General features: G+C 61.2%; 25 protein-coding genes. 10 read left to right on the forward strand and 15 right to left on the reverse strand.

What is annotated here, in order from left to right; translation table 11 throughout:
* Positions 1-84: 84 nt before the first annotated feature.
* On the forward strand, positions 85-1,608 hold the full coding sequence (locus tag ACR3EK_RS13650; RefSeq protein ID WP_222457603.1) for a DUF2125 domain-containing protein: 1,524 nt from the start codon (positions 85-87) through the stop codon (positions 1,606-1,608).
* Positions 1,609-1,686: 78 nt separating this feature from the next.
* On the opposite strand, the gene ACR3EK_RS13655 is transcribed toward ACR3EK_RS13650, so the two are convergent.
* A complete protein-coding gene (locus tag ACR3EK_RS13655) occupies positions 1,687-2,259 on the reverse strand; it encodes a hypothetical protein (RefSeq protein WP_480633631.1) in 573 nt (190 codons plus the stop codon).
* Between the two features lie 162 nt (positions 2,260-2,421).
* Positions 2,422-2,613, reverse strand: coding sequence for a hypothetical protein (locus tag ACR3EK_RS13660; protein ID WP_480633632.1), 192 nt, complete (start codon positions 2,611-2,613; stop codon positions 2,422-2,424).
* A gap of 210 nt (positions 2,614-2,823) precedes the next feature.
* Here ACR3EK_RS13660 and ACR3EK_RS13665 point away from each other — a divergent pair, with 210 nt between their 5' ends.
* The 4 genes from ACR3EK_RS13665 to lpxK are packed head-to-tail and all read left to right on the forward strand — an operon-like array spanning position 2,824 to position 7,174.
* Positions 2,824-4,170, forward strand: a complete 1,347-nt coding sequence (locus tag ACR3EK_RS13665) for a TldD/PmbA family protein (protein ID WP_480633633.1) — start codon at positions 2,824-2,826, stop codon at positions 4,168-4,170.
* Positions 4,157-4,957: a 3'(2'),5'-bisphosphate nucleotidase CysQ gene (locus ACR3EK_RS13670; RefSeq protein ID WP_480633634.1), complete on the forward strand. Its 801-nt coding sequence runs from the start codon at positions 4,157-4,159 to the stop codon at positions 4,955-4,957. Before ACR3EK_RS13665 ends, ACR3EK_RS13670 begins: the two co-directional genes overlap by 14 nt.
* Positions 4,954-6,189 carry a 3-deoxy-D-manno-octulosonic acid transferase gene (locus ACR3EK_RS13675; protein ID WP_170420009.1) on the forward strand — a complete coding sequence of 412 codons (1,236 nt, stop codon included), beginning with the start codon at positions 4,954-4,956 and terminating at the stop codon, positions 6,187-6,189. The genes ACR3EK_RS13670 and ACR3EK_RS13675 overlap by 4 nt, the downstream gene beginning before the upstream one ends.
* The gene (lpxK, locus tag ACR3EK_RS13680) at positions 6,176-7,174 is read left to right on the forward strand and encodes a tetraacyldisaccharide 4'-kinase (RefSeq protein WP_480633635.1); all 999 of its coding nucleotides are present in this window, start codon (positions 6,176-6,178) and stop codon (positions 7,172-7,174) included. The genes ACR3EK_RS13675 and lpxK overlap by 14 nt, the downstream gene beginning before the upstream one ends.
* On the opposite strand, the gene ACR3EK_RS13685 is transcribed toward lpxK, so the two are convergent.
* The 3 genes from ACR3EK_RS13685 to ACR3EK_RS13695 are packed head-to-tail and all read right to left on the reverse strand — an operon-like array spanning position 7,171 to position 9,468.
* Positions 7,171-8,283 (reverse strand): CaiB/BaiF CoA transferase family protein, encoded by a 1,113-nt coding sequence (locus ACR3EK_RS13685; protein ID WP_170360785.1) that lies wholly within the window; start codon positions 8,281-8,283, stop codon positions 7,171-7,173. The genes lpxK and ACR3EK_RS13685 overlap by 4 nt on opposite strands.
* The gene (locus ACR3EK_RS13690) at positions 8,283-8,948 is read right to left on the reverse strand and encodes a DsbA family protein (RefSeq protein ID WP_170360782.1); all 666 of its coding nucleotides are present in this window, start codon (positions 8,946-8,948) and stop codon (positions 8,283-8,285) included. Before ACR3EK_RS13690 ends, ACR3EK_RS13685 begins: the two co-directional genes overlap by 1 nt.
* Positions 8,949-8,961: 13 nt before the next feature.
* Complete coding sequence (locus ACR3EK_RS13695) at positions 8,962-9,468, reverse strand: DUF721 domain-containing protein (RefSeq protein ID WP_170360780.1); 507 nt, start codon at positions 9,466-9,468, stop codon at positions 8,962-8,964.
* Between the two features lie 81 nt (positions 9,469-9,549).
* Here ACR3EK_RS13695 and mutY point away from each other — a divergent pair, with 81 nt between their 5' ends.
* Both mutY and ACR3EK_RS13705 read left to right on the forward strand, forming a co-directional pair.
* On the forward strand, positions 9,550-10,641 hold the full coding sequence (gene mutY, locus ACR3EK_RS13700; protein WP_480633636.1) for an A/G-specific adenine glycosylase: 1,092 nt from the start codon (positions 9,550-9,552) through the stop codon (positions 10,639-10,641).
* A 24-nt stretch (positions 10,642-10,665) separates the two neighbouring features.
* Entirely contained in the window at positions 10,666-11,802 is a 1,137-nt protein-coding gene (locus tag ACR3EK_RS13705; RefSeq protein WP_480633637.1) for an alkane 1-monooxygenase, read from the forward strand.
* A 6-nt stretch (positions 11,803-11,808) separates the two neighbouring features.
* Here the strand turns inward: ACR3EK_RS13705 and ACR3EK_RS13710 are convergent, their stop codons facing one another.
* The 4 genes from ACR3EK_RS13710 to ACR3EK_RS13725 all read right to left on the reverse strand — a co-directional run bounded on the left by ACR3EK_RS13710 (position 11,809) and on the right by ACR3EK_RS13725 (position 15,743).
* Positions 11,809-13,194, reverse strand: a complete 1,386-nt coding sequence (locus ACR3EK_RS13710; protein WP_170341274.1) for an adenylate/guanylate cyclase domain-containing protein — start codon at positions 13,192-13,194, stop codon at positions 11,809-11,811.
* A 145-nt stretch (positions 13,195-13,339) separates the two neighbouring features.
* Positions 13,340-14,443 carry a site-specific DNA-methyltransferase gene (locus tag ACR3EK_RS13715; RefSeq protein WP_170341272.1) on the reverse strand — a complete coding sequence of 368 codons (1,104 nt, stop codon included), beginning with the start codon at positions 14,441-14,443 and terminating at the stop codon, positions 13,340-13,342.
* Positions 14,444-14,549: 106 nt separating this feature from the next.
* Positions 14,550-15,167, reverse strand: a complete 618-nt coding sequence (locus ACR3EK_RS13720) for a ribonuclease HII (RefSeq protein ID WP_480633638.1) — start codon at positions 15,165-15,167, stop codon at positions 14,550-14,552.
* A 111-nt stretch (positions 15,168-15,278) separates the two neighbouring features.
* Positions 15,279-15,743 carry a hypothetical protein gene (locus tag ACR3EK_RS13725; RefSeq protein WP_170447665.1) on the reverse strand — a complete coding sequence of 155 codons (465 nt, stop codon included), beginning with the start codon at positions 15,741-15,743 and terminating at the stop codon, positions 15,279-15,281.
* Positions 15,744-15,919: 176 nt separating this feature from the next.
* On the opposite strand from ACR3EK_RS13725, the gene ACR3EK_RS13730 reads away from it, so the two are divergent.
* From ACR3EK_RS13730 to ACR3EK_RS13740, 3 genes are all read left to right on the forward strand, one after another.
* Positions 15,920-16,207 (forward strand): hypothetical protein, encoded by a 288-nt coding sequence (locus ACR3EK_RS13730; protein WP_170433957.1) that lies wholly within the window; start codon positions 15,920-15,922, stop codon positions 16,205-16,207.
* Positions 16,179-16,880, forward strand: coding sequence for a winged helix-turn-helix domain-containing protein (locus ACR3EK_RS13735; protein ID WP_093964234.1), 702 nt, complete (start codon positions 16,179-16,181; stop codon positions 16,878-16,880). Before ACR3EK_RS13730 ends, ACR3EK_RS13735 begins: the two co-directional genes overlap by 29 nt.
* 103 nt (positions 16,881-16,983) lie before the next feature.
* On the forward strand, positions 16,984-18,555 hold the full coding sequence (locus ACR3EK_RS13740) for a DUF427 domain-containing protein (RefSeq protein WP_170360768.1): 1,572 nt from the start codon (positions 16,984-16,986) through the stop codon (positions 18,553-18,555).
* Between the two features lie 108 nt (positions 18,556-18,663).
* Here ACR3EK_RS13740 and ACR3EK_RS13745 read toward each other — a convergent pair whose 3' ends face one another.
* The 6 genes from ACR3EK_RS13745 to ACR3EK_RS13770 form a co-directional block, all read right to left on the reverse strand.
* The gene (locus ACR3EK_RS13745) at positions 18,664-19,461 is read right to left on the reverse strand and encodes a DUF1217 domain-containing protein (protein WP_170433955.1); all 798 of its coding nucleotides are present in this window, start codon (positions 19,459-19,461) and stop codon (positions 18,664-18,666) included.
* Positions 19,458-19,859, reverse strand: a complete 402-nt coding sequence (gene flbT, locus ACR3EK_RS13750; protein ID WP_170341263.1) for a flagellar biosynthesis repressor FlbT — start codon at positions 19,857-19,859, stop codon at positions 19,458-19,460. Before flbT ends, ACR3EK_RS13745 begins: the two co-directional genes overlap by 4 nt.
* Entirely contained in the window at positions 19,859-20,233 is a 375-nt protein-coding gene (gene flaF, locus ACR3EK_RS13755) for a flagellar biosynthesis regulator FlaF (protein WP_480633639.1), read from the reverse strand. Before flaF ends, flbT begins: the two co-directional genes overlap by 1 nt.
* Before the next feature lie 78 nt (positions 20,234-20,311).
* Positions 20,312-21,559, reverse strand: a complete 1,248-nt coding sequence (locus tag ACR3EK_RS13760) for a flagellin (RefSeq protein WP_170444271.1) — start codon at positions 21,557-21,559, stop codon at positions 20,312-20,314.
* A 207-nt stretch (positions 21,560-21,766) separates the two neighbouring features.
* Entirely contained in the window at positions 21,767-22,126 is a 360-nt protein-coding gene (locus tag ACR3EK_RS13765) for a flagellar biosynthesis protein FlgN (protein ID WP_480633640.1), read from the reverse strand.
* Positions 22,116-22,352 (reverse strand): rod-binding protein, encoded by a 237-nt coding sequence (locus tag ACR3EK_RS13770; RefSeq protein WP_480633641.1) that lies wholly within the window; start codon positions 22,350-22,352, stop codon positions 22,116-22,118. Before ACR3EK_RS13770 ends, ACR3EK_RS13765 begins: the two co-directional genes overlap by 11 nt.
* Positions 22,353-22,447: the final 95 nt, after the last annotated feature.

Below are 22,447 nucleotides of genomic sequence, written 5' to 3' on the forward strand. Positions count from 1 at the left end.
GGGAAATCGTCCAGCCCTTGCCCCTTGACGGCAGCCGCGACAACCACGACCATGCGCGCAATTTTTACCGAGAAGGGTTCCCTAATGTCCGTTTTCTTCCGCCGCAGCTGCGGTGCCGCGCTGGCCTATGCCGTTGCAACCCAAGGCGCTTTTGCCGATCTGTCCGCCAACGATGTCTGGTCGGATTGGCAGGCCTACATGGGCAGCATGGGGTACACCATCACCGGAGAGCAGAACACCTCTGGCGACGTCACCACCATCACGAACATGACCATGAAGATGGACCTTCCCGAGGGAGAAGGCTCGTTCGACATGGTCGTTCCGGAAATGACCCTGACGGAAAACGGCGACGGAACGGTCAGCATCGAATTCCCCGAAAGCTTCCCCATGACGGTATCCGGCCAGGCCGAGGAGGAAGAATTCTCGGTGGATATCCTGTACTCGCAGACCGGGTTGAAAATGCTGGTTTCGGGGTCGCCCGACGACATGACCTATGACTACTCTGCCAGCAAGCTGGCGCTGGCGCTCGACAACATCATGGTCGATGGCGAAGCGATGCCCGACGACGCGCTGGATCTGGGTTTTGAGATGATCAACCTGGCCGGTGCATCCCGAATGCAGATCGGAGAGGGCCGCAAGGTCGACCAGAATTTCACCGCGGCAAACCTGACCTATGACCTGAATTTCCAAGACCCGGAAACGGGCGAAGATGCACGCATCAACGGCAAGCTCGACCAGCTGGAGTTTGAAGGCAAGAACGTTATCCCCGAAGGCTTCAGCCTGGCGGACGTGGAAGGCGCATATGAGGCTGGTTTTGCCTTTGACGGGATCTTCACCTACGGCGCCGGCCAAACCAGCATCGCAGGCACCAGCGAGGGCGAGGCTTTCTCGATGGCCAGCAGTTCGGACGGTGGCCGCTTCGGTGCCAGTATCGACGCCGAGCGTCTGGCGTATGACGTCGAACAGAACAATGCAAAGCTCGAAGTAACCACGGCAGACCTGCCGTTTCCCATCGAGATTGCAATGGCGAAGGCCGGTCTGAAACTCGAGGCACCCATCCAGGCATCCGAAGAGGTTGAGCCGTTCGGCTTTGCGATGAACCTGACAGACTTCACCATGTCCGACATTCTGTGGAGCATGTTCGACCCCGCAGGCGCGTTGCCACGCGATCCAGCCACGATCGCGCTGGATGCGACTGGCACCGCAAAGGTCCTCCTGAACTTCTTGGACCCGGAAGTTGCCGAAGCATTGGAAGGCTCGGACGAAGTTCCGGCCGAACTGCATTCGCTCAAAATCAATGAACTGCTGGTCTCGATGGTAGGCGCCAAGCTGACCGGAACCGGTGATTTCACCTTCGACAACTCAAACACCGAAGAGTTCGGAGGCGTTCCGGCACCGGCGGGTGAGGCAAACCTCCAGCTGGTGGGTGCCAACGCCCTGATCGACAAGCTGATCGGAATGGGGTTCATGTCCGAGAACGACGCCATGGGTGCGCGCATGATGATGGGGATGATGGCTGTTCCCGGCGACCAGCCAGACACGCTGAACTCCAAGATCGAGTTCACCAAGGACGGCCAGATTTTGGCCAATGGTCAACGGATCAAGTAAGCTCGCTTGGCCTGACCTTCGACCAAGGGCGCGGTGTTCCGCGCCCTTTTTCTTTGGTCCGATGCAATCTCGGGCTTTTCAGGTATTCAAATCAAGTTCCTGCACCAAAGCCCGGGCCATCCGACGCGTGACTTTGCGCCCATCAAAAAAGGCCTGATTGGGCAGGTCTTTTGCAATCGGCTTCATGTAGAAACGATAGAAGCCCTCGTAGAATTTGTAGTTGGTTTCGCACAGAAAAAGTCGGCCCGTCTTTGCGCATGGTAAAATGTCATGCGCAAAGAAACCGACGCCGACCGCCTTTTTTACCGCGCTCGCAATTTCCCTGATCTGATCGGTGTTCGGAACAACCAGCTTGGAATGGAAATGGTTCAAGAGCTTGGCGTCGAGGGGCGTTCCACGAGTTCGAACGTTTGGCTGCGGCCCCGCTCTAACCCACGAAAACAGAACCTGGTCGCCCACCGCTTGCGCACGAATGCAGACGTGCCACATCTCACCTTCATACGCGTGACGACAATCGACATACTCGGTGTTGTAACGATCCGGGTCCAACTCTGCGGCATTCCCGACAAGCTGAACCGGAACATGAGCGTTCGAAACTTTGTTCGAGAACGCAGTTTCAAACGAAGACCCTGTCTCGATAAGCCGGGGCATTGGAACCCCTGCCGCTGTCAGAACCTTGTTCTGACGGATCTTGTGCCCGACGACGCGGCCATGTTCGACCGAGTGCAAAATCCTGTGGCCCAGTGCCTCGATTTCAGATTCCCGCGCACGCAGCCAGTCAACTTTTTCGTTCTGAACGACAAACAGCTCGTTTTAGTGAAGCAGAACGTAACTCTGCGGGTCGTCGATCGCACCGCGTGCCATCAATTCGGCGAAGGGCAAAACCTCGGAGGGAACGCCCAGCTTACCCATCACCCGAGTCAGGCGCACGATGATGTTGCGGGACCCTTTGCCCTTGGCCAGGACGCCGGGCTCGTCAAACTCAACCACATAGAAGCGCGCCAAACCTCATACCTCAAATTTCAGTGCCGCCGGGCGACCGGTCTTTCTCTGCAGTCAGCTTACCCTGCAGCTGCGGCCCTTCCCAGCGGGATCTATTTCCCTAGACCCCGATTTCCGAACGTGCCGTCACCATCCGTGACGCATTGGATACATCCAAGGGCTTGCGAGGCGGGTTGACCAAGGCTAGGTCCAATACAATCAATTGGAGGCACCATGACCCGATCACCCGAAGCAATCAGCCACGAAATGCTGGACCTGGCCCGCAAGGCCGGAGCCGAAGCGGCCGACACGATCGTGATCGACGGATCCTCGGTCTCGGTCGAGGTGCGTGGCGGCGCTTTGGAGCACGCCGAACGCGCCGAAAGCACCGACGTGGGGTTGCGTGTTTTCATCGGCAAGCAGCAGGCCATCGTGTCAGGCTCGGACAGTCGTCCCGAAACGCTTGCCGCCATGGCCGAACGGGCCGTGGCCATGGCGCGCGAAGCGCCCGAGGATCCATTTGCCGGTCTGGCAGATCCGGAACAACTGGCCGGCGATTTTTCCGTTGACTCCTTGGAGCTTTTTGACCCCACGCCCGAACCTTCAGCAGACGCTCTGATGCATGACGCGCTGACCGCCGAGGCTGCGGCCCTGGCGGTGGAAGGTGTTACCCAGGTATCTGATGCGGCGGCATCCTATGGCACCCACCGGGTTCATCTGTCCGCGACAAATGGATTTTCCGGTGGCTATGCGCGCAGCAGCCGCTCGGTTTCATGCGTGGCGATCTCGGGCGAAGGCACCGGGATGGAACGCGACTATGACGGAGACAGCCGCAGCTTTCAGTCCGACCTGCGCAGCCCCGACGAGATCGGCCGGATCGCGGGCGAGCGTGCCGTGCAGCGAGTGGGCGCCCGAAAGCCGGAAACAGGGCGTTTCCCGGTATTGTTCGAGGAGCGGATCTCGTCCTCATTGATCGGGCATCTTCTGGCGGCCAGCAACGGCGCGGCGGTGGCCCGCGGTGCCTCCTGGCTCAAGGACAGCCTGGGCCAGCGGGTGCTGCCTGCACATCTGTCGCTGATCGAAGACCCCCATCGCCCCAGAATTGCGGGATCGCGCCCGTTTGATGCCGAAGGATTGCCGACCGCGCGCCGGATGATCGTCGAAAACGGCGTGCTGACCGGATGGACCCTGGATCTTTCAAGCGCGCGCAAACTGGGCATGAATTCCACCGGGAACGCCGCCCGTGGCGTGTCCGGTCCTCCATCTCCCAGCAACTGGAACCTGAGCCTGACCCAGGGTGAATCCAGCCGCGACGACCTGCTTCGCGACATGGGAACGGGATTGCTGGTGACTTCGATGATCGGTTCCACCATCAACCCCAATACCGGCGATTACTCACGCGGTGCGTCGGGTTTCTGGGTCGAAAACGGCGAGATCTCGCACCCGGTCAACGAATGCACCATTGCCGGAAACCTGCGGGACATGCTGATGCGGATCATCCCGGCCAATGACGCGCGTACCTATCTGTCCCGGGTTGTGCCCTCGCTTCTGATCGAAGGGATGACACTTGCCGGAAACTGACCTGTCCCTGCTGATCGACGCCGCACGTGAGGCCGGCCGGATTGCCGTCGCCTATGCGGGCCGCGAGATGCAGAGCTGGGACAAACCCAAGGGCGCCGGGCCGGTGACCGAGGCTGATCTGGCCGTCAACGCGATGCTGGAACAACGCCTGCCCAGCGCGCGGCCCGGATATGGCTGGCTGAGCGAGGAGACCGAGGACAATCAGGACCGGTTGACCCGTGACCGGGTGTTCATCATCGACCCGATCGACGGCACCCGCAGCTTTGCCGAAGGGTCGCGCACCTGGGCGCATTCATTGGCGGTCGCCGATCACGGACAGGTCATTGCCGGCGTGATCTACCTGCCGATGCGCGACATGCTTTTTGCTGCTGCGCGGGGACAGGGGGCAACCCTGAACGGTCAGCCGATCCGGGTGACCGCGGCGGCCACAGAGGCCGAAGCCGAGGTTCTGGCCGCAAAACCGAACCTGAAACCGGATCATTGGCAGGACGGGGTCGCGCCGATCTTCCGTCGGGCCTATCGCCCGTCGCTGGCCTACCGAATGGCACTGGTCGCACAGGGCAGGTTCGACGGGATGCTGACCTTGCGCCCAAGCTGGGAATGGGACATCGCGGCCGGAGACCTGATCCTGCGCGAAGCAGGCGGCACCTGTACAGACCGTACCGGGCGCACTTTGCGGTTCAACAACCCCAACCCACGGCTGAACGGTGTTGTTGGCGCCGGGTCCGAATTGCATAAGGTGCTGATGGGCCGACTGGATCAGCCAATTCAGGGGCACCGGGCATGAGCAAACCGCGATCCCTCAGCCTGGCGGCCTATCGCGCGTTGTCCTGGGGTGTACCCAAGCCCCCCGGATACAACACACCGCCTCGCCCCGCGGGTGAGTTGCTTTGGATTCATGTTGCCAACGAACAGCGCCTGCGCGCGGTGAACGACTTTTGCAAGCGGCTGCAGCAGTCCCGGCCAGGGCTGTCGATTCTGTTGACCGTCCCACCTGACGCTGACCTGACACGCTGGGCAGGCTGCGACATGGAATTGGTTCCGCTGCCTGACGAAAAAACCGGCGCGGCGCGTGGATTTCTGGAGCACTGGCAGCCCGACATGGGGCTGTGGGTCGGCGGCGGCCTGATGCCCAACGTGATCACCCGCGCGGCCGAACGCGGTATACCCATGGTCCTGCTTGAAGGCGAGAACGACGTTCGTGTTGCCTTTGTCGGGAAATGGCTGCCGGACATCAACCGCTATACCTTTGACTGCTTCCGTGCGATCCACGTCACGTCCGAGGATGCAGCCCGGCAAATCCGACGTCTGGGCGTCCCGGCTTCGAAGGTGGCGCTGTTTCCGCCGCTCAGTATCAGCCCCACCCTTCGCCCTTGGCCCGAGGACGAACTGATCGAGACGAACCATGCGTTGGCAGGGCGGCCGGTCTGGCTGGCGGCGTGGGTCGACGCCAAGGAATTCATCTCGGTTCTCAGCGCACATCGGCAGGCCATGCGGATGCTGCCGAGGCTGGCACTGATCCTGCATGTCGCGGACATGTCCGAGGCGGCGCCCCTGCGCAAAAGGCTGGAAACGATGGACCTGCGCTGTGCCAACTGGGAAGATGGGGACATGATCGAAGACATGACCCAGGTCATCCTTGCGTCGGACCCCGAGGCCCTTGGCCTTTGGTATCGCGTCTCTCCGGTGACGTTCATGGGCAGCACGCTCGAGTCGGGAATAGGCGGGCATGACCCGATCGCGGCCGCAGCCCTGGGCTCGGCCCTGATCCATGGACCAGACGTGAGCGGCCACAAGGCCCTGTATGACGCGCTTGATGGTGTAGGAGCCGCTCGAGAGATTCGCACCGCCACCGAACTGGGCGACACTGTCGTTGAATTGCTGGCCCCGGACCTGGCCGCGAACATGGCCCTTGCCGGTTGGCAACTGGTGACCGAGAGCGCGCCCCAGGTGGATACTCTGATCGACATGGTACAGGAACATCTGGACCAGCACGGAGCGGAACATGAGGGCGCCTGAATTCTGGAACAACGCGCCGGACCACCCCGGCCTGCGCGCAAGGCTGCTGGCGCCGCTGGGCCGCGTCTATGCGCGGGCAACGGCCCGGCGGGTGGCGTCGGGGCCCGAGTTTGATCCGGGTGTGCCCGTGATCTGCGTCGGCAACCTGAATGCTGGCGGCACCGGAAAAACGCCGACGGCGATCTGGGTTCTTGAACAGCTGCGCGACGCGTATCACACGCCGCATGTGGTCACCCGCGGCCATGGCGGATCGCTTGAGGGGCCGGTTCGGGTCGACCCGGTCCGACACACGGCGGCGCAGGTCGGAGACGAGCCATTGTTGCTGGCGGCCTTCGCCGAGGTCTGGGTCGCCAAGGACCGTGCCGCCGGCGCCCGCGCCGCCGTCGAGAACGGCGCTACCGTGATCGTGCTGGACGACGGGTTCCAGAACCCCTCGGTGGCCAAGACATTCTCGATCATCGTGGTGGATGCGGCCCGCGGCTTTGGCAACGGCTTGTGCCTGCCGGCCGGACCGCTGCGCGAACCGGTCGACGTGGGGCTGCAACGGGCCGATCTGGTGCTGTCGCTGGGCGACTCGGCCGCGCAGGAGCGGTTCGCGCAGCTATGGGGCGACAAGCTGGGCGTTGCGCACGCAACCGGTCAGGTCACGGCGCTGCAAACCGGGATGGACTGGAGCGAAACTCCGGTTCTGGCCTTTGCCGGTATCGGCCACCCCGAGAAGTTCTTTCAGACCCTGCGCCAACAGGGTGCGCGCCTGCTGCGGGCCGAGGCGCTGGATGATCACCAGCCGCTGACGCCGGCCCTGATGACCCGGTTGGAAAACGAGGCGCGGCTGCTGGGCGCGCAGATGGTCACCACCGAGAAAGACGCCGTGCGCCTGCCGCCCGCCTTCCGCAGCAAGGTCATCACCCTGCCGGTGCGCTTGCAGGTGGATCAGGCCGACGACGTGCGACAACGGTTGCTGACGGCCGCGCCGCCGCCCTAGTCGTCTTCGCCCAGTTTCGGGGCGGGGCGCGACAGGTTCAGATCGGCATCCGAAAAGACAAACGGCGCGCGAATCCCCGGCACCCCGTCCAGGTCGATCTGCATGCCGCGCGCGATCACCTGCGGATCGGCCATGACCTCGTCCAGCGTATTGATCGGCCCGGCGGGGATGCCCTGCGCCTCGCAGGCGGCCAGCAGGTCGGCTTTGGCCCAGGTCGCCGTGGCCCCGTTCAGCCGTGCAATCAGGGTGCGGCGATTGGCCAGCCGGTCCTTGTTGTGCAGGTATTCGGGCGCCTCGGCCATGTCGGGCAGGTTCAACACCCGGCACAGGCGCTGATATTGCCGGTCATTACCGGTGGCGATGATGATGTAACCGTCGGCACAGTCGAACACCTGGTAGGGCGCCAGGTTCACATGCGCGTTGCCCATGCGCTGCGGCACTTGACCCGTGGTCAGATAGTTCAGCGCCTGGTTTGCCGTGACCGCCACGGCCACATCCAGAAGGGCCATGTCCACATGCTGCCCACGCCCTGTGCGCTGGCGCTGGTGCAAGGCGGCCAGAACCCCGGCCACCGCATAAATGCCGGTGAACACGTCGGTGATCGCCACGCCTGCCTTCTGCGGCTGGCCGTCGGGCTCTCCGGTCACGGACATCAGCCCGGACATGCCCTGGATGATGAAATCATACCCGGCCCGATGCGCATATGGCCCGGTCTGCCCGAACCCGGTGATGGAGCAATAGACGAGGCGCGGGTTCAACTGGCTGAGGTTGTCAAAGTCCAGCCCGTACTTCTTCAGCCCGCCGACCTTGAAATTCTCGATCACCACATCGGCGTCAGCGACCAGCGCGCGCACCTTCTGCTGCCCTTCGGGGGTCGAGAAATCGGCGATCACAGACGCCTTTCCGCGATTGGTCGAATGGTAATAGGCCGCCGAGACATCCTGATCGCGGGTCACGAAGGGCGGACCCCAGGCGCGGGTGTCGTCGCCGGCCGGGGATTCCACCTTGATGACCTCGGCGCCCAGATCGGCAAAGGTCTGGCCGGCCCAGGGGCCAGCCAGAATGCGCGCCAGTTCGACAACCTTGAGACCGGCCAGAGGCCCGGTCATCAGTTGCCCAGTTCCTTTTCGATCAGCGCCTTGAACTCGTCATAGGACTGGTTGTCGACCTTCTTGCCGTTGACGACAAAGGACGGGGTGGCCTGGATACCGTCTTTCTCGGCGTTTTTCTGGTACCAGGCGACGAGGGTCTGCGCCTTGGTGCCGTCCTGCAGGCAGGCTTCCAGCTGATCGTTGCTCAGCCCGGCCAGACGGCCGATCTTGCGCAGTTCTTCCACGATCTCGGCCGGGCCGCCGGCGCGTGTCCATTCGGACTGGCCCTGATAGATCAGGTCAGTGATGCCAAAGAACTTTTCGGGGCCACCACAGCGCGCCACCATCGACGCCCAGATGCCGTAGCGGTCGAAATAGACCTCGCGGTAGATGAACTTGACCTTGCCGGTGTCGATGTATTCCTTCTTGAGCTGCTTGTACGGCCCCTGATGGAAGTTCGCGCAGTGCGGGCAGGTATAGGACGCGTATTCGATGATCTCGACCGGTGCATCCTCGGCCCCCTGCACCATCTCGACGATGGTCGAGGTGTCCAGATCGGCGTTTTGCGCTTCGGCGCTGCCGACCAGTTGTGGCACAGGCACGGTGCTTGGCGATTGGGTCAGCCAATAGCCGCCTGCGGCCAGCGCCACGGCCGCGCAGATTACGGTTGCAATACGGCTCATACTCAGCCCTTTCTCAGCGTTTTTGTTTGGATAGAACGTTCCGGCCCAGTCGTTCAAGGGCCGCGCGCAGATCCTGGTCGTGAACTTCGCGCGTCACTTTGTCTGCCTCGGCAACGACTTCCGGTGCGATGGTGGGTTTCGCCTGTTTCGGCCGATGCTCGAAACTGGCCTGCCCCTCGGCAAATCCTGTGGGAGCGGTCTGGGTGATGCGGATGCGGCTTATGGCACTGTAGCCATAGACGGCATTCACCTTGTCGCGCAGATGGTCCTTCTGCATCTCGAGCATCGGGGCCTGAGGTCCGGTGGTCAGCACGGTCAGCGTGGCGCCGAGCCCACCCTTGCCATAGCCCACCTTGACCGGCCGTGCGATGGCGGCGATGTCGGGGCCCACGATATCGGCCCAATGGGTCAACAGACGCGACACGGCAAAGCCGCGACTTTCACCGGCTTTGCGGATCCGATCGCTCAGCAAGGACGCGGTGCGTTTGAACCCGCGGGTGGTGGACCGTCTTGGTTGCATCTGGTTTCCAACTCTTGCGCCGCTATTGTAATGGGCGTGCATCCGGGCGCCAGCGAAACCCGACAGAGAAATGGATAAAACTTGCGTGACACCGCCACTTTCGACCTGAGCCGCAGCCTGCTTGCCTGGTACGACCGACATGCCCGCGATCTGCCGTGGCGGGTCAGCCCCGCCGACAGGGCCGCGGGCGTGCAGCCCGACCCCTATCGCGTGTGGCTGTCCGAGGTGATGTTGCAGCAGACCACAGTGGCCGCCGTGCGGGATTATTTCCTGCGCTTCACCGCGCGTTGGCCGAATGTCCGGGCGCTGGCCGCTGCGCCCGATGACCAGGTGATGGCGGAATGGGCCGGGCTGGGCTATTACGCCCGCGCCCGCAACCTGCTGAAATGCGCCCGCGCGGTGGTGGACCAGCACGACGGGCACTTTCCCAACAGCCATGATGCGCTGCTGAAGCTGCCCGGCATCGGCCCTTACACCGCCGCCGCCATCGCGGCCATCGCCTTTGACCGGCCCGAAACCGTGCTGGACGGAAATGTCGAGCGGGTCATGGCCCGGCTGCACGACATCCACGACCCGCTGCCGAAATCGAAACCTCTGCTGAAGGCGAAGGCCGCCGCGCTGACCCCGGAGGAACGCCCCGGCGATTATGCCCAGGCGGTGATGGATCTGGGCGCCACGATCTGTACGCCGAAGTCTCCGGCCTGTGGCATTTGCCCCCTGCGAGATCCGTGCCAGGCCCGCACCGCCGGAACACAGGCCGACCTGCCGCGCAAGACGCCCAAGGCGCCGAAGCCCACCCGGCTTGGCCACGTCTACATTGCACAGCGCGCCGATGGCGCAATCCTTTTGGAGCGCCGCCCGGAAACCGGGCTGTTGGGCGGGATGCTGGGCTTTCCGGGCTCGGACTGGGCCGAGGACGCGGCCGAAGCGCCGCCCTTTCCGGCCGATTGGACCCTGCTGCCCGCCGAGGTGCGCCATACCTTTACCCATTTCCACCTGATCCTGCGCGTCTGGACCGCCGCTGTACCCGCGGAGGTGAGCCCCGAGGGGTCGGTGGTGATGCCTAAACATGCCTTTCGCCCCGGCGACCTTCCGACCGTGATGCGCAAGGCGCATGATCTGTGGCGCGGCAGTTCTGCATCTGGGAAAATGGATCGGGCGGGATTATCCTGACGGCAGAGTTTCGGAGCCTGAACCATGATCCCGACTGACACCCTGTCGCGCTGGCAAACAGCCCTTCCTTTCTGGGTTTCGTTCCTATTGATCCCGATCCTTTGGTTCACCGCTTTTGCCGGCGGCTGGTGGGTGCTGCTGGTGCCGCTGTCCACCTGGTGGTTGTTTGCAGCGCTGGACGGGTTGACCGGGCTGAACCTTGAAAACGCCGACCCCGAAACGCCCGAGGACGCGCTGCGTTGGTACGTCCTGCTGACCAAGGCCTGGGTTCCCGTCCAGTTTCTTACACTCTATGGCTTGATCTGGTACGCCACCCGCGCCGAACACCTGTCATCGCTGGAAAAGATCGGGCTGTTCTTCGGGATGGGCGTGATCTCGGGCACGATCGGCATCAATTACAGCCACGAGTTGATGCACCAGAAGGGCCGGCTGGAGCGTTGGCTGGGTGATATCCTACTGGCGATGGTTCTGTATTCGCATTTTCGGTCCGAACACCTGCTGGTGCATCACCGCTACGTGGGCACGCCGCGCGACCCGGTGACCGCGCGCTACAACGAAGGGTTCCACCGCTTCTACCCGCGCGTCCTGCGCCAGTGCCTGGTGTCCGCGTTTCAGGCCGAAAAGGCCAAGCTGGCGCGCAAGGGGCTGAACTGGACGGACCGGGCGAACCCGTTCTGGCGGTATTGGGCGCTGCAGGGATTGATGCTGGCGCTGGCGCTGCTGCTCGGCGGGTGGGCGGGGCTGGGGCTGTTCCTGGTTCAGGCCGGCACTGCGATCTGGCAGCTGGAGCTGGTCAACTATGTCGAGCATTATGGGCTGACGCGCAAATACTTGGGCGACGGCAAGTACGAATATGTCCGGCCGCGCCATTCGTGGAACGCCGCGCACAAGGCCTCGAACTGGCTGCTAATCAATCTGCAACGCCACTCGGACCACCATTACAAGCCCAACCGGCGGTTTCCGCTGCTGCAGAACCACCCTGCCGAAGCGGCCCCGCAACTGCCCTATGGCTATCCGGTGATGACGATCGCGGCGATGGTCCCGCCGCTGTGGCGGCGTGTGATGAACCCGCGGGTGCGGGCTTGGCGGCGACAGTACTACCCCGAGATCACGGACTGGAAGCCGTACAACAAGGCAATGCTTCCGATGCCACGGTCCTGAGAGCGGTCAACGCAGCGCCCAGATATCGACCGGCCGCTCGACGCCGCCAACCGCCTGTGCATCGTGGCGCTGGAACCCGTTCATCAGATCGGCAGCCGTCGACGCTTCGCTTAGGGCCTTTTCGCGCAGCGCGTCGCTGATGACAATCCGCGCACCCATCTTTCGCGTCATTGCTTCAAGCTTGGCAGCCAGATTGACCGCGTCTCCGATCACCGCGAATTCCAGCCGGTTGGCCCCGATGTCGCCCAGAACGACCGGACCGTAGTGAACACCGATGCCAACCTGAATCTCCTGCTCGCCTGCCCGTCGGCGTTCCAGATTCCAACGGTCGATGATGTCAGCCATTGACCGCGCGCAGGACAGGGCGTTGACCGCGTCCAGCGGGGTTGGAACCGGCGTGCCGAACGTGGCCATCAGCCCGTCGCCCAGATACTTGTCCAAGGTTCCGTGGTGATGGAACACCTCGGCCTCCATTCGCGCATGGAAGCCCCGCAGCACCTCGATCACCTCATACGGGTCGCGGCCGGCAGCGAATTTCGTGAAGCCCACGATGTCGATGAACAGAACCGCGATGTTTTCCTTGCGCACCTGCTTGAGCGGTTCGTCGTTCTGGCTCAGCTCCTCGACCACGTTGGGCGAGAAGTATCGCGACAGGTTGGCGCGTTCCCGCTCCAGTCCGGCATTTGAGATCAACAGGCGATTGAGCCGCCGCATCGACACGCCCAGCGTAACCGCGACCATCATGAACACGATCACCTCTTGCACGCGCATCGGAACCATGAAGCTGTTGGGGTCCAACAGTTCGGCCACGGCCGGATAGCCCTGCAACGCGGTGGCAACCTTTTCGCTGAGGCCAGAGATGGGCGTGGCCACCCACCAGGCGACGATCCAGCCCGCCGTCCACATCAGGGCCGTCCAGCTGCCCATGGCGATCACCGTGCGCCAGGAATAGGCCAGCGTACCTGCGGCCAGGATGATGAAGAAATACTGGAAATTGTCGAACCGGTACTGCATCGCCAGCGGGCGCACATCGTCGCTGAACGGGTTGGGAACGACCATGCCCAGCGTCATGATCAGCAGATCGGCGAAAATCAGCAGAAGCTCGATCCGGGATTGGCCCACACGGCCAGCGCGCCGGATCAGCCAGCCGTTGCCGCAGAGCAGCAGCAGGATGAAATGATACCACATCACATCCCAGTTCGGATTCAGAAACACCAGCAGGACACCGGTCAACGCCATGGCGATCCAGCGGGCGCGGACGGCCAGTTCCAGCCCCTCGCGCTTGTGCCGTTCCAGCGCGGCTTCGGTGTATTTGTTGTCCAAATTGAATTTGTCCGGCGTGGTCACGAAAAACCGCTGAAACCGGGATTGGCTGGCCGTGGTATCAGACATTTCTGATGCTCCCTCGCTATGTAGCGGGATATGGGGTCGAACCATCCAAACATCACGGGGCCAAAAACAAAAGACCCCGCCGGGTTCGGCGGGGCAAGGCTTGGTACCATGTGTCAGGCCACAGGCACCGGCGGTATTGGTGTGATCAGTTGTGCAGTTCGGCCCGGATCTGCTGGCGCAGCACGTCGATCGGAACGGTTTTTCCGTCGCGCTTGAAGCACCAGTATGTCCAGCCATTGCAGGACGGCGCGTTTTCCAGATGCGCGCCCACCTGATGGATCGAGCCCTTGATGTTGTCGCCCACCAGCGTGCCGTCGGCCCGCACCTTGGCCTTGTGCCGCTGGTTCATCGAATACAGCTCTTCGCCCGGGCGCAGCATTCCGCGTTCGACCAACTGGCCGAAGGGCACGCGCGGCTCGGCGCGTTTGCTGGCGCTGACCTCGAGCGCGTCACGGTCGAACTTGCGCACCTTGGCGATGCGCTTTTCGGCCACCTTGCGATAGCTGTCCTCACGCTCGATCCCGATGAACTCGCGGCCCAGCATCTTGGCCACCGCGCCGGTGGTTCCGGTGCCGAAGAACGGGTCAAGCACCACGTCACCCGGATTGGTCGAACCAACCAGAACCCTGTGCAACAGCGACTCGGGCTTTTGCGTAGGGTGCGCCTTGTCACCATTTTCATCTTTCAGGCGCTCGTGGCCCGTGCAGATCGGCAGCACCCAGTCGCTGCGCATCTGCACGCCTTCATTCAAGGCCTTCAGCGCCTCATAGTTGAAGGTGTATTTCGCCCCTTCCCGCTTGCTGGCCCAGATCATCGTTTCATGCGCGTTGGTGAACCGCTTGCCCCGGAAATTCGGCATCGGGTTCGACTTGCGCCAGATCACGTCGTTCAAAATCCAATAGCCCGCATCCTGCAGGGCCGAGCCCACGCGGAAGATGTTATGATACGAGCCGATCACCCAGATCGCCCCATTGGGCTTGAGCAGGCGATGCGCGGCCTTCAGCCACTCGCGGGTAAACTGGTCATAGGCGGCAAAGCTCGAGAACTGGTCCCAATGATCATCGACCGCATCCACCTGGCTGTTGTCCGGGCGATGCAACTGTCCTTTCAGTTGCAAATTATACGGCGGATCCGCAAAAATCAGGTCAACTGACGCCTCGGGCAGACTGTTCATCACCTCGATGCAGTCGCCAGATAGAATCGTGTTTAAAGGGAGCGCGGATGCGCCCTTTGTCTTGGTAGTTGTCATGTCTCTGCCTCAAGTTCCACGGCGCTTTTGCGCTCATTTGGTTGAGACTAGGATGAGTCAAACCGGATTCGGCGTCAAATTCTTTTTTGAATCAGAGGGTTACGATTTACTCTTGATACAAGATATTGTGGACGGGCTTGAACGAACGTCTATGGTGTGGGGTTACCCCAAGATTTTGCAGCGCCTCGCGGTGTTGTTTGGACGGATAGCCCGCATTGGTTTCCCAGCCGTAGCCCGGATGCTGTTGCGCCAAATCCACCATCAGTTGATCGCGCCAATTCTTTGCAAGGATCGACGCCGCCGCAATCGAGACTGACTTCGCGTCCCCTTTGACCACAGCCTGCGCCGGCAAGGTCAGCCCTTTGGGGATCAGATTGCCGTCGATCAACAGGTAGTCCGGCGCAGGATGCAGGGCGGCGACGGCGCGCTCCATCGCCAGATGAGAGGCATACAAGATATTGAGGTCATCAATTTCCTCAACCGACGCCTCGGCAATGGCAAACTCGGCCCGGGCGCGCAGATCTTCGTCAAGGGTGCGCCGCTTTCGCGCCGTCAGCTTCTTGGAGTCATTCAAACCGTCGGGGATGTCTTGCGGATTCAGAATGACCGCAGCCGCCACGACCGGACCGGCCAACGGGCCGCGGCCTACCTCATCTACACCGGCTATTCGGGGGTAGCCCTGCGCAATCAGCGCCTGTTCCAATTCAAACGTCAGAGTCGTCATCCCCTCGGCAAACCGCTTTTTGGTCCGAACCGCAACAAAAAAGAAGGAGGCGACCCAGGCCGCCCCCTTCCCGTACAGCGCTTCTGCGGCGCTGCTCCTGCTCGAAACCGACTACTGGTAAACCACGCGGTATCCTTTCTGGCGCAGGCAGGCGGGTTCGTAGGCCCGCTTCACCTTCTTGCCGTCCCAGAACCCCACTTTGCACTGTTGTGGCAGGCTATCGGCATGTTTGTAGTGTTTCTCGAGGCAATTCGGCCCCAGCAAAGGACGTTTCTTCGAATAGCCGTTGTAGGTCTTCAGGCAACGTTGCGGCAGGTCGTAGCGGGCGACGCGCCGGGGCAGCGGGCGGATATGATCGGGCCGAACGTTTTGCGGCTGGTAGACATAGTTGTTCTGCCGGGTGACACGCTCTTTGCGCTTTTCCTTGTTATAGTGATTGACGGCCGCACCGATGATGGCAATGGCCGCCAACCCGCCCAGAATATCATGGGCGTCGGCCGCCTTGGCCTGGGATGCGGAAACGCCGGTGATGGCGACTGCGGTGGCGACGACGAGGGCGATGAACTTCCGGTGCATGACAAGTGTCCTTTCAAAGCTGGACGCGGCGCCACTGGCTGACCGCGAAACTGATGCAACAGCTTTCGGCCACCCGCCGACAGACAAGCAATAACGGCCCGGTGTTATCCGATATCATCGCCGCAAACCCTTTGAGATATTGAATATCGTGCCAAGCCATGCGCAGGATGCAGCCTATGAAACAGATCCTCTCTTTCCTGGTCGTTGCGACGTTGATATCGCTGAGCACCACCGTTTCGGCGGCCGAATGCTATGCCGATTACAAGGCCAAACAGGACGACCCGCTGCGCCTGCACTATGGCGTGATGCAGGTGTCCGCCTGCAAAAAGGGGCAAGCCAAGCAAGAGGTGGCCAAAAGGCTGAAATCCTCGGGGTGGACGTTGCTCAACGTGATCAGCGTTTTTGGACCGGAAGGGTTGGATCAAAGGAAGGCCAATGCCGGAAAATTCTATCTCCGTTTCTGAGGCGCGGCGGTCTGGCACCCGGCTGGTGGGAGCAGGCATCGCCGCAATCGTCGTGATCCTGATCACGGCCGCCGCCTTCTTGTTCTGGACCCTGCCCGATGCCAATGCTTTCAACGCTCGGGTCGAGCGGCTGTTCGTCGAAAGTGATCTGACCACCCAGGCTGAAATCCGATTGCTGGAGATCCTCGCGCAATCCGGAACCGCATTTGCCGACACGCTGGCCAGCTACCGGATGGTGATCTTCGTGCTGCTGATCTTTGCCACGGCCATGCTGTTGGCCGCCTTGGTCTTTCTGGTGATGCTGGTGACGTTGAACCGTCGAATGGCCCAGATCGAGCGCACGGGAATCCAGGTCACGTCGCTGCTGATCAGTCGCGAAGAGAACACCGTCTACCTGAACAACATGGATTTCAAGCTGACGCCCGCAGCGATGGAAACACTGGCCGTCCTGGCCGAGTCCCGCCTTGACGACGAAGTGCTGTCGGGGGTTCAGATCGAAGCCATGATCTCTGGCCGAGACATATCGGACTGTGACGAAGCTGCCGGGGCCACGCGCATCAAACGGCTGCGGGACGCGCTGGGCAATCAGATGGTCAGCGAGCTGCTGGTCAAAAACATCGCCAAAAAGGGCTATATGCTGGCGATCGAAAAAGACGTGATCCAGATGGTCTGACCACCTCGGCCGTGGATCGCGATCGGTAAATTCTGTGTTGCGCCCCTTGGAAATCGGGCTGCAAAAGCCCATCCTCTAGGGACCCGGGCAAGGGAGACGGCCGATGAATGTCCACGCCACACGGAATACGAACGGCTACGGAATTTCGATCGAAACGCTTGACGGCAGGGTTGCCATCTACCGCGATGACATCCTTCTGGCTGAAAGCACGAATGCCAAGGTCATGTATGAAACCCGGCTGCCGCCTGCGATTTATGTTCCGCGCGAAGACGTGCGCGTTGATCTGAGCGGCGAGACCGAGTTGCAGACCTTCTGCCCGTTCAAGGGCACGGCAACCTATCACGATGTCCTGATTGGCGATGAACGGTTGGCAAACTCGGTTTGGGCCTACGAGGATTCCCTGCCTGAAAGCAAAGCCATTCAGGGTCACATCGGCTTCATGCCGGCGGCCTACACTCATATCGATCTGGGCGACAATCAATTGCGCCAACCGCGAGACGGCAACATCAGCGGCCCGTTGATCGATTGGTTGATGCGTGGCGCGGGGTCGATCTCAACACCGGAAGATTTCACCAAGACCCTGGCCGAAAAAATGCTGGAACACGGCATCGCCATTCAGCGCCTCAGCATCCTTGTCTGGTCGCTGCATCCCCTGATCGCAGGCAAGCACTACATCTGGGAAAAGGGTGCCGAGGAGATTTCGACCAATATTCCAACCTACGAGATTCACGACCACCCCGCGTTCATCAACAGCCCCTTGCGGCATGTCTCGAACGGATTGGGCGGCGTTCGGCAACGGCTGAACGTAGACAACCCCCACAACAGTTTCCCCATCATGGAGGACCTGCGCGCCAAGGGGGGCACCGATTACGTGGCAATGCCTCTGCCGTTTTCCGACGGGCGTATCAATGTCCTGACGTTGACCTGCGACCACCCCAACGGCTTTACCACGGAAAACCTGGGGCTTGTCTTTGAGTGCTCGGCCGTCATCGCCCGCTACTATGAGGTGTTCATGCAGCGCGAGAATTCTCAGGCCCTTCTCGAGACCTATGTGGGCAAACGAACCGGGGCCCGCGTTTTGGGCGGCGACATTCGTCGCGGCGACGGCGATGACATCGACGCGGCCATCATGTTCTGTGACCTGCGCAACTCGACCAGCCTGGAAGAGGATCTGGGCCGCACGGAATACATCAACCTGTTGAACGAATTCTTCGAAACGGTGTCCGGCATCGTCCACGACAACGACGGTGAGGTTCTAAAATTCATCGGCGACGCCGTTCTTGCGGTTTTCCCGGCAGGTGAGGACCCCGGCAAGGCACGGTCAGACGCTCAGCGCAGTGCCGTTGAAATCGTCGAGAAATTGGCCGAGCTGCGTCGCTCCGACAAGAACCGGCAATGCGATTGCTCGATCGGCGTATCGTTCGGGCGTGTCACGTACGGAAATGTCGGTTCGCGCGAGCGGCTTGATTTCACGGTGATCGGACATGCAGCCAATGTCGCGGCGCGGTTGGGCGAGTTCGGCAAGCTCAATGGCCATCGGATCGTCGTTTCCGAAGATATCGAGCCGGCCTGTTCCCGGGCCGTTCCATTGGGGCCGGTCGACTTGCACAACGTTTCGCATCCGGTGATGTCTTTTGCCTTGCAGACATCCGCTGATACGGTTCTGGATGCCTGAGCATCCGGCACCCTTGCCCCCCCGATCCCAAATAGCCATTCATAGCTGCGCACGGCACTGGTGCGCTTTCTGATCCTGGCGCGAGGTACTGACCTTAGCCCGAACGGTTCAACTTGCGGCGCCCAGCAAAATCAACGCAGTTTGCGCGGGAGAAATCGAACTCTGCATCTGTGCGATCTGAGTTCGGGCGAGATAAGTATCCGTCAGTTCGGCAATTGCATCGGCATCGACGAACTGCGAAAGGTTCGGCGAACCGGTCACTCTGCTCAGCTTGTCCCGAAATACGTCCAGCTGCTTGTCGATATCCAGCTGGCCAAAGCTTGACGGCAGGCCCAACGCTGTTTCCATCATGCTACGCAACGGCGGCAGGCTCATCAGATCGTACCACTTCTTGGTCTCGCTTCCGGACTGCCCGGCAAGGTCTTTCAAAGCGTGCTGGGCAAAAAGTGCGATCCGCATCGAGTCGTCGGTTTCTCCGACCGAGCTTTCGAACCCGGCGACGACATTCTTCTGAGCGATCTTGTCCATGTCAGTGATCAGTGCGGTTTTCCGAACTTCGCCCGGACCCAAGCCGAATGCTTCAGAAAACTCCCGATATCTGCTGTCAGCAAGCCGGTTCGCAAGGGCGTCATCCGAACTCGTACCGTCTGACAAGACCTTTTGAATGAAGTACCGATTGTCCAGGTCACCTTCCAATCCGAACGCGCCCAACGCGACCTGCAGCAGTCGCCGGTCAGAGACCAGATCTTCTGCCGATCGGACGTTTCGGATGTTTTCCACAAAATACTGCGTGTCCCGGTCATTGACCGCCGAGGTGGAAAAGGCCTGCAACTGGGCGTCATAGGTGCGCTGCAAAAAACGCCACCCCACGATACCCCCAGTTGGAATGACCGGGAGGAATGTCATTGCCGATAGGCCATCAGACGCTCTTCGCGCGGCAGCAACGATCGAAGCGCCTTCAGGCATTTGTAGTACTGCTCGGTCACCAGGGCTTCGGTCGCCTGTGCCAGGACCCGGCGACTGTCGACATCCGTGAAGACCTGGCTCAGTTCCTCGATCCGTCGCAGCAGCTGTTGTTTTGCGTCTCCGGCTTCCAGATCTCCGGACAGGACCAGCTGGGCCGCGTAACACACGCGCCGGACCGGGGTTGTCACTTCGTCGGGATGTATCGCGTCGCGCAACCGAAGGACATTTGCCTCGGGCGTCATGATTGAAAAGCGGGTCCGCCGATCGCCGTTCTCAATCACTACGCCATTGATCAAAACCCGCTCTTTCGGCGCCAGCTTCAGAACCAGCCCGCCCATTACGCGGTCCCCCGCTGACGCAGCCCGCGCAAAACCGCCAGATTGATTTCAAGCAGCGGCTCGACCCCAGCCTTGCTGGCCAGCACCCGGCCCGTGTGCTGCTCGGTGAACTCGGCCAGATAGAAGATCCGCGCGCGCAGCTCATTCGGCAGTGCATTGTCCGAATCCACGACGCCGTTGGCCAGAACGGACCACAAGCGGCGGTTTTCATGCAGGGCCTGAACAAAGCCCGCGAAATCCGAGGCTTTGCGCGCGGCCGCTGCCTTGAGCCGATGCGTGATCTTTGAAATCGCCTCATATTCGGTATCACGCGGGGTTCGCGTCGGAGCGGCGGACTGAGCATATGCCCGTTGGGCAAGCGTTTGCGGGGTCACTTGAAATCCTTTCAAAAGGCCGTCGTGTTTGCAGTCACGGTCGGGGCGCGTTGGTCACGCCCCGACCAAGTTTCCGCCTTAGCGGAACAGCGACAGGATCGACTGCGGGGCCTGGTTGGCGATCGACAGCGATTGTGTCGCCAATTGCTGCTGTACCTGCAGGGCCTGTAGACGGGCCGAAGTCTCTTCCATATCGGCGTCCACCAGCGAGCCGATGCCGGATTTGAAAGAGTCAGTCAGGTTCGAGATGAACTCCTTCTGCGTCTCGATCCGCCCTTGCGCCGAACCGAACGCGGCCGACGCGTCAATCGCAGTGTCGATCAAGGTTTCGATCGTGCCCAGTGCTGCGGCAGCGCCGGCGCTGGTCGAAACGTCAATCGACGACAGCGCGCCAAGACCGCCAGAACCGGCATTGGTGAACTGGGCCGAAACGGTTACGTCGCGATCTGCGTCAGCACCAGCGGTTGCGGTCCCGGTCACGAAGGACAGGGTGCCCGGCGCGCTGGAGTCATAGTCGATCGCTACACCGGTGATCCCAAGCGCGTCGATCTGGTTCTTCAGCCCCACTGCCACGATGGCATCTGTGTAGGCAGAGTCATAGGTTCCAGAAGGGTCCAGATCGCTGGCCTGCACGGTATACGAAGCAACTTTGTCCCCGATGGTGATCGACACTTTGTCGCCGACGGCGAAGTTGTCGGTCGAACTGTCGATCACGATGTCACCGGACCCGCCGGACTTGTCCATTGTGAACCCGGCGGCGTCATTGTCAGTGGTCGCGTTGTCCGAGCCGGCCAGAACGCCCTTGCTGGCATATCCACCGGTCGACAGGTCCTGGGTGGCCACCGAAATCGACGACGCGGTCACGTTGCCAGCGCTGTCCCGATCCAGCGACGACAGGATCGATGCGGTGCCCGCTGACCCGTCCACAAGATTGAGGCCGTTGAACTGTGCGGCACCGACAACCGATGCGATCTGGTCCCGCAGGGCGGCTACGTCATCATTGATCTTGCCGCGGTCGACGTTGTCCTCCTGCGCGGCGACGATCTTGTTCTTCATCTGGGTCAGCAGGTCGGTCACGGTTTCCGAAGCGTTCCGGGCCACGGCGACAGTCGATTCACCCAGTGCCAGGCTATCCTTGATCGCGTTAAAACCGTTGACGTCGGACTCCATCACCTTGGAAATCGCCCATACGGCCGAGTTGTCCTTGGCCGTTGCGACATCCTTACCCGTCGAAATCGCGTTCTGGGTTGCTGCAAGGTTCTTGTTGACCGATTTCAGGGTCTGCAGCGCAACCATCGCGCCGTTGTTTGTCAGAATGCTGGACATGTTTTTCATCCTTTTCCATTCGGGCCTTCTTCGCCCAGTGACGCCCGACCATCATTGGCGGACGTGTTGTCGTTCTGACCTGTGCGAGCTACCGATCAGTGCTCGCGCCACCTTCTTTCGAGGTGCGGGACCACTTTTGGGCCTGATCTCCTAACGGAGTGCTAAGGCGGTCCGACCGAAAAAGACGGATTTGAATCAAACCCGCCGCTAGGCACGTTTTTCCAGCTTGGGATCCTGACGGACGGCAAAGCCATTGCGTTGCCCGGCCGCGTCATAGGTCGTGAACTCCTGCCGGATTTTTCTGAGTTCAGCCATCCGGTTCATGACCGCCCGAATCCCTTCGGCCGCGCTGTTCAGCAGGCCTTGATTTCGCTCGACCTTCTTGTGCAGCCGAATCAAGTCGTCACTGTCGTGCACCTGCATCTCGTTGAGTGCGCCGATCAGTTTTTCCTTCTGCGGCATCATCTGGCCCAGCTGATCCAGGTCCCCTTCGACCAAAGCCCTGCGCTCGAGATCGAGAACCTCCTCGAGAGCCTTAATCAGTCCTTGCTTGTGCTCAGTCGGCATCGGTCTTCTCCATCATTGCATTGAATAGGGTTTCCGACAGTCCGATCCCGCCGGATCGGGCCAATTGCCTGGCCTGCTCCTGCAGCAGGAAAGACGAGAACTGGTCTTCGCCCGCGCCACCTCCGAAAGCCTGCCGCGCCTTGCCCAGGCCTGCGGCTTTCAGCATTTCGGCTAGAAAAGTTGCCTCAAGCTCGACCGCTGCGGCCTTGAGTCTTTGTTCGGTCATATTGCTGCGCGGTACCGGCGCGAGGTTTGGGATTTCCATCGCCCTCTCCGAAAATTGTTTCGATCTTTGTCGATCAAAGCGAAGAGCGGTTAAAA

It is taken from the genome of Ruegeria sp. BC8, from assembly GCF_056535705.1.

Coding starts and splice junctions, on each gene's coding strand:
- ACR3EK_RS13650 (WP_222457603.1), top strand. CDS start 85: ATGTCCGTTTTCTTCCGCCGCAGCTGCGGTGCCGCGCTGGCCTATGCC.
- ACR3EK_RS13655 (WP_480633631.1), bottom strand. CDS start 2,259: ATGCCCCGGCTTATCGAGACAGGGTCTTCGTTTGAAACTGCGTTCTCG.
- ACR3EK_RS13665 (WP_480633633.1), top strand. CDS start 2,824: ATGACCCGATCACCCGAAGCAATCAGCCACGAAATGCTGGACCTGGCC.
- ACR3EK_RS13675 (WP_170420009.1), top strand. CDS start 4,954: ATGAGCAAACCGCGATCCCTCAGCCTGGCGGCCTATCGCGCGTTGTCC.
- lpxK (WP_480633635.1), top strand. CDS start 6,176: ATGAGGGCGCCTGAATTCTGGAACAACGCGCCGGACCACCCCGGCCTG.
- ACR3EK_RS13685 (WP_170360785.1), bottom strand. CDS start 8,283: ATGACCGGGCCTCTGGCCGGTCTCAAGGTTGTCGAACTGGCGCGCATT.
- ACR3EK_RS13690 (WP_170360782.1), bottom strand. CDS start 8,948: ATGAGCCGTATTGCAACCGTAATCTGCGCGGCCGTGGCGCTGGCCGCA.
- ACR3EK_RS13695 (WP_170360780.1), bottom strand. CDS start 9,468: ATGCAACCAAGACGGTCCACCACCCGCGGGTTCAAACGCACCGCGTCC.
- ACR3EK_RS13705 (WP_480633637.1), top strand. CDS start 10,666: ATGATCCCGACTGACACCCTGTCGCGCTGGCAAACAGCCCTTCCTTTC.
- ACR3EK_RS13710 (WP_170341274.1), bottom strand. CDS start 13,194: ATGTCTGATACCACGGCCAGCCAATCCCGGTTTCAGCGGTTTTTCGTG.
- ACR3EK_RS13715 (WP_170341272.1), bottom strand. CDS start 14,443: ATGACAACTACCAAGACAAAGGGCGCATCCGCGCTCCCTTTAAACACG.
- ACR3EK_RS13720 (WP_480633638.1), bottom strand. CDS start 15,167: ATGACGACTCTGACGTTTGAATTGGAACAGGCGCTGATTGCGCAGGGC.
- ACR3EK_RS13725 (WP_170447665.1), bottom strand. CDS start 15,743: ATGCACCGGAAGTTCATCGCCCTCGTCGTCGCCACCGCAGTCGCCATC.
- ACR3EK_RS13730 (WP_170433957.1), top strand. CDS start 15,920: ATGAAACAGATCCTCTCTTTCCTGGTCGTTGCGACGTTGATATCGCTG.
- ACR3EK_RS13735 (WP_093964234.1), top strand. CDS start 16,179: ATGCCGGAAAATTCTATCTCCGTTTCTGAGGCGCGGCGGTCTGGCACC.
- ACR3EK_RS13740 (WP_170360768.1), top strand. CDS start 16,984: ATGAATGTCCACGCCACACGGAATACGAACGGCTACGGAATTTCGATC.
- ACR3EK_RS13745 (WP_170433955.1), bottom strand. CDS start 19,461: ATGACATTCCTCCCGGTCATTCCAACTGGGGGTATCGTGGGGTGGCGT.
- flbT (WP_170341263.1), bottom strand. CDS start 19,859: ATGGGCGGGCTGGTTCTGAAGCTGGCGCCGAAAGAGCGGGTTTTGATC.
- ACR3EK_RS13760 (WP_170444271.1), bottom strand. CDS start 21,559: ATGTCCAGCATTCTGACAAACAACGGCGCGATGGTTGCGCTGCAGACC.
- ACR3EK_RS13765 (WP_480633640.1), bottom strand. CDS start 22,126: ATGCCGACTGAGCACAAGCAAGGACTGATTAAGGCTCTCGAGGAGGTT.
- ACR3EK_RS13770 (WP_480633641.1), bottom strand. CDS start 22,352: ATGACCGAACAAAGACTCAAGGCCGCAGCGGTCGAGCTTGAGGCAACT.